The 4,989-nt window shown below is 69.3% G+C and carries 2 protein-coding genes, 1 tRNA gene and 1 pseudogene; 1 reads left to right on the top strand and 3 read right to left on the bottom strand.

All coding sequences use genetic code 11. The features are described 5' to 3' along the window. Positions 1-290: 290 nt before the first annotated feature. From G6022_RS13685 to G6022_RS13675, 3 genes are all read right to left on the bottom strand, one after another. Positions 291-367, bottom strand: a tRNA-Met gene (locus tag G6022_RS13685). Between the two features lie 113 nt (positions 368-480). Next, positions 481-3,516: a UPF0182 family protein gene (locus G6022_RS13680; protein ID WP_182658195.1), complete on the bottom strand. Its 3,036-nt coding sequence runs from the start codon at positions 3,514-3,516 to the stop codon at positions 481-483. Positions 3,517-3,582: 66 nt separating this feature from the next. After that, positions 3,583-4,641, bottom strand: a complete 1,059-nt coding sequence (locus tag G6022_RS13675) for a PDZ domain-containing protein (protein WP_182640084.1) — start codon at positions 4,639-4,641, stop codon at positions 3,583-3,585. 80 nt (positions 4,642-4,721) lie between these two features. On the opposite strand from G6022_RS13675, the pseudogene G6022_RS13670 reads away from it, so the two are divergent. Beyond that, positions 4,722-4,989 (top strand): annotated as a pseudogene (locus G6022_RS13670) (zinc-dependent metalloprotease); the annotation flags it as partial.

Raw genomic sequence — 4,989 nt, 5'->3', positions numbered from 1 at the left:
TCGTCCACGAGCAGCGCCGCCTTGGTCGGGAAGTGGCGGAAGAGGGTCATCTCGCTGACGCCCGCCCGTCCGGCCACGGCCGCCGTGGTGACGCCGTCGTACCCGCGGTCACCCATCAGCTCCAGGGCGGCACGGAGCAGTCGTTCGCGCGTCTGCTCGGACCGACCCATACCCAGAATGTTAGTGACTAACAACAGGGGCGCGCAATCCCCATGCCCGAGGCGGCGCCCTGTCGCACGAACGACAAAGGCCCCCTGACCGGATTCTCACCCGGTCAGGGGGCCTCATCGTGGTAGCGGGGACAGGATTTGAACCTGCGACCTCTGGGTTATGAGCCCAGCGAGCTACCGAGCTGCTCCACCCCGCGTCGTTTGCGTCTATGACACTACGTGCCAGTCACCGCGGAAGGCAAATCGGTGGACGCGAAACGAACAGAACATGACCTAACTCACACCGGGGGTGACATATCCCCTGGTCAGGTCAGTTCCCGAGGGCCTGGTAGGCATCGACCGCCTCCTGCAGATCCTCGAGAGCCTGTCCCAGCGCGGACAGGTCACCGCCCTGTGCCGAACGGACCGCGTTCAGCGCCTGATTGATGTCCCGCACCGCGGCCGCCCGCTCGGCGTCGTCTCCACCGCCGGTGGCGGGCGCCGCCGGGCGCGGAACGCTCGGCCGGGACGCGCCCGCGACCTCACCCTCCGCCTCGGCCTCGGCCGCACCGCTCTCGTCGATCCGCACGACGTCCGGGTCGGCCTCGATGCCCACCTGGCGCAGTGCCTCGTAGAGCGTGGGCGCATAACCCACCGCGCGGTCATAGGAGACCATCACGCGCAGCAACCGCGGGAACGCCGAGTCCTGGTCCTTGCGCTGGGTGTAGATGGGCTCCACGTACAGGACCGAGTCGTCGGCCAACGGCAGCGCCAGGAGGTTGCCCTCGGTGATCTCGGCGGTCTCACCCCACAGCCGGCGGTCCTCGGCGATCGCCGGCGAGGCGATCATGATGTCCTGCGCCTGGTTGGGTCCCTGTGCGAGGGGCTCGGTGGGGCGCTGCACGCGAACCGTGATGTCGCCGTAGGTGTCCGGGTCCGAGCTCGCCGACATGTGCGCCGCGAGGAACTCGCGCTCGTACCCGCGGAACGCGGAGATCAGCTGGAACGACGGTTCGTCCGATTCGGGATCGGTCGGGTCGGAGACCACCACGTAGTACGGCGGCTGACTGGGGCCCTCCACCGGGCCTCGGTTGGCGGCCTGCGCACCCGCCGGCCCGCCGGCCGGCCCGCCCGCGGGCGGGGTCGGGTTCTGGATCGACGAGGTCACGGTGGGATCGGAGGGCACCGACCAGAAGGCGTCGTTGGTGAAGAACTGGCCCGGGTCGTCGACCTGGTACTTGGCCAGCAGCTCACGCTGGACCTTGAACAGGTCCTCCGGGTAGCGCAGGTGCTCCTCGAGCTCCTCCGAGATCGCGTCCCGCGGCTGCACGATGCCGGGCAGGGCCTTCATCCAGGTCTGCAGCACCGGGTCCGACTCGTCGAACGCGTAGAGGTCCACCGTGCCGTCGTAGGCGTCGACCGTGGCCTTGACCGAGTTGCGGATGTACGAGACCTCCTCGTCCGGCAGCACCCGGCCGCCGGCCTCGTTGGTCGAGTCCGCCGTCATCGCCTCCAGCGAACTCAGCTCGGCGTACGGATAGGTCTTGAGCGTGGTGTACCCGTCGACGATCCACTTGATCCGTCCGTCGATCACGGCCGGGTACGTATTGGTGTCGGTGGTCAGCCACGGGGCGACCTTCTGGACACGGTCGCGGGGGTCGCGGTCGTAGATGATCTTGGAGTCGTCGCCGATCAGGCTGGACAGCAGGATGTTGCGCTCGGCGAACCTCAGCGCGTAGGCCGTGCGGTTGATCCAGCCGCCGATCGGGACCCCGCCCTCGCCGGTGTAGGTGTACTGCTGGGTGTCCGTGTCGTACTCGCGCGGGCCCTCGCCGTTGTCGCCGACGATGGCGTAGTCGGGGTCGGACTGGGCGATCAGCGGACCGAAGTAGGTCCGCGGCTGGGTCACCGGGATCACCATCTCCTGACCACTGGCGATGGCCTCGAGGTCGGAGACCTGGAAGTTCGGCAGTCCGCCGCGATCCGAGCCGGCGTCGTCCGCGATCTCGTTGACGCGGTTGGCGGGCGCGGAGACGAAGCCGTTGCCGTGGGTGTAGACGGTGTGCCGGTTGATCCAGTCCCGCTGGTTGGCCTGCAGGGACTCCGGGTTGAGCTCACGGGCGGCCACGAGGAAGTCCCGCATCTCACCGTCGATCGTGTACCTGTCGATGCCGAGCGTCTCGGGGAAGCCGTAGAAGTTCCGCAGCTGGTGCAGCTGGGTGAACGTGGGCGAGAGGACGTTGGGGTCGAGCACGCGGACGTTGGACAGCGTCGTGACGTCCGAGCCCGCCTCCCGCGGGTTCGGGTCGGCCGAGCCCCAGTTCTCTATGTAGGTGACGCGGTCGTCCCCGATGTCGTACGCGGCCCGCGTGGCCTCGATGTTGCGGGCGATGTACTCCCGTTCCTTCTCGGCGCGGTTGGGGTTGACGGAGAACTGCTCCACGGCGAGCGGCCAGGCCGAGCCCACCACGAGCGCGGAGAACAGCAGGAGCACGGTAGCGAGCGCGGGGATGCGCAGGTCCCTGATCACGATCGCGGAGAAAAAGGCGATCGCGCAGACGATGGCCACGGAGAACATGAAGATCTTGGCCGGGATCAGCGCGTTGACATCGGTGTGTCCGGCACCGGTGAACGTCGCGTTCTCCCGGAACAGCAGCTCGTAGCGGTCGAGCCAGTAGGCGGCCGCCTTGAGCAGGATGAACAGTCCGGCGAGGCTGACCAGCTGGATCCGCGCGGCGCGGGTCAGCGCACCCTCACGCGCTCCGGGACGGAGCCCACCGAACAGGTAGTGCGTGACGAGGTTGGCGATAAACGCCAGGACCACGGCCACCATGAGCCAGGTGACGATCGACCGCCACAGCGGCAGCTCGAAGGCGTAGAAGGAGATGTCGAGCCCGAACTGCGCATCCGTCTGACCGAACGGCGTGGAGTTGAAGAACGCCAGGACCGACTGCCAGCCCGACTGCGCCACCGAACCGGCGAGGAGGCCGATCGCGACAGGGACCCACAGCACCGTCTTGGCCGGCGAGTCGCCGAGAGCCGCCCGGTACCTCGCCAACGCATCGGGCATCCCCGGCTGTGCCAGGAACACCGGCCGGTACCGGAAGGCCAGCAGGATCCCCGCGGCGATCGCGAGTCCCACCAGGAGGGCGACCACGACGAACAGACCGATCCGCGTGAGCAGCTCGGTCCTCATCACACTGGTGGCGTCGACCGAGCCGAACCACAGCCAGTTGGTGTAGGTGGAGTTGATCCTCGGCAGTACCTGGATCAGGACGATGAGGATGACGATGGAGATGGCGACGGCTCGGCCGCGACGTGAGATCGCGATCGGCCGACCGGGATTACCGGGTGGGCGGACGGACACCGGGGAAGCTCCTGGACTGCTGGGGCGGACATGCTCGTGGAACCCACCTTACGGAAAAGCGTCGCCTCACCCGCAGGTCGGTGGCTCTCCCCCGGAAACGGCCTCCTCCAGCGCCTCCAGCGCGCCCCGGAGGGTGTCCACCTCGATCAGGCGGATGCCACCCGGTGGGTCCTGCACGGCTTCCGCACAGTTTCCGGCGGGGACGAGGAACTCGGTCGCCCCCGCATCCCGGGCGGCACGGATCTTGTGCGTGATCCCCCCGATCGGCCCGACGGTTCCGTCGACCCGGATCGTGCCCGATCCGGCGACCTCGGCCCCGCCGGTCAACTCGCCCGGGGACAGCTTGTCCACGATCGCGACCGCCAGGACCAGCCCCGCCGAGGGGCCGCCCACGTTCGGGTCGATGTTGATCTCGACGTCCGTCCCGTCGGCCGGTGTGTCGCCGACGAGGATGCCCAGGCGGCCCTGGTCGGGATCGCCGTCCGGTCCGGCGGGCTGCAACGTCGTCGTCGTCGTCTCCTCGCGCCCGTCCCTGGCGAACCCGATCCGGACCTCGTCGCCCGGACGGTGGGCGCTGACCTGCTCGACCACCGCTGTCGAATCCGAGACCCGCTCCCCGGCGATCGAGGTCAGGATGTCGCCCTCACGGAGGAGGTCGGCCGCCGCGCCCTCCGGGTCGACGGCCTCGACCCGGGGCTGCATCGGGATCCCCAGGTACCCGTAGGCGGCGGCCTCGGCCGAGTTCTCCGACCCCACCATCTCCGCGGCGTTGGACTCGCGGACCTCGTCCCTCGACCGTTCCGGGGGGAAGACCTGGTCGCGGGGGACCACCATCTGCACCGGATCCAGCCAGAACCTCATGGCGTCGAGCAGGGTCAGGTTGTCGCGGACCGCGACCGTCGTCATCCGTAGTGCTCCGGAGGTCTCGTCCGCCTCACGCCCGCTGACCTCGACGACGGGGACAGTCTCCACCCCGTCGCCACGCTCGACCTCGACCTCCCCGAGGGTGTCGTAGGTGGGCCCGGGGCCCATGGCCACGAGCGGCACGGTCGCCGACGTGGCCAGGACGAGCAGCAGCACCGCCGGGACCAGAGCGGCGAGGAGGGTCAGCAGTCGGCGACTCACGGGGGCAAGGGTAGTCCGCGCGGGCGGAACCGTGACGTCGCGCCCGGACCTGCGCACCCGTCGGGCTGTACCGTTGTGGCATGAACCAGCCCTTCGGTTTCTCCGCTTCCGATGACGACGGTCGCGACGACGACCGGGGCCGCGACCCGGGCGGCCCCGGCGGTTTCGACCCCTCCCAGTTCGGTCAGTTCGGCCAGATGCTCTCCCAGTTCGGGCAGATGCTCGGCTCCATGGGGTCGGCGATGACCGGGCCCGGCGCCTCCGGCCCGGTGAACTACCAGCTCGCCCGCACCGTGGCACTGCAGGCCCTCGGCCGTGCCCCGGTCGTGAGCGAGGCCTCCGGCACCG

Origin of the sequence: Dietzia sp. Cai40, from assembly GCF_014145165.1 — a bacterium.
Taxonomy (GTDB): Bacteria; Actinomycetota; Actinomycetes; order Mycobacteriales; family Mycobacteriaceae; genus Dietzia; species Dietzia natronolimnaea.
The sequence above is the reverse complement of the archived record's forward strand: the minus strand, read 5'-3'. Positions and strand labels throughout refer to the sequence as shown.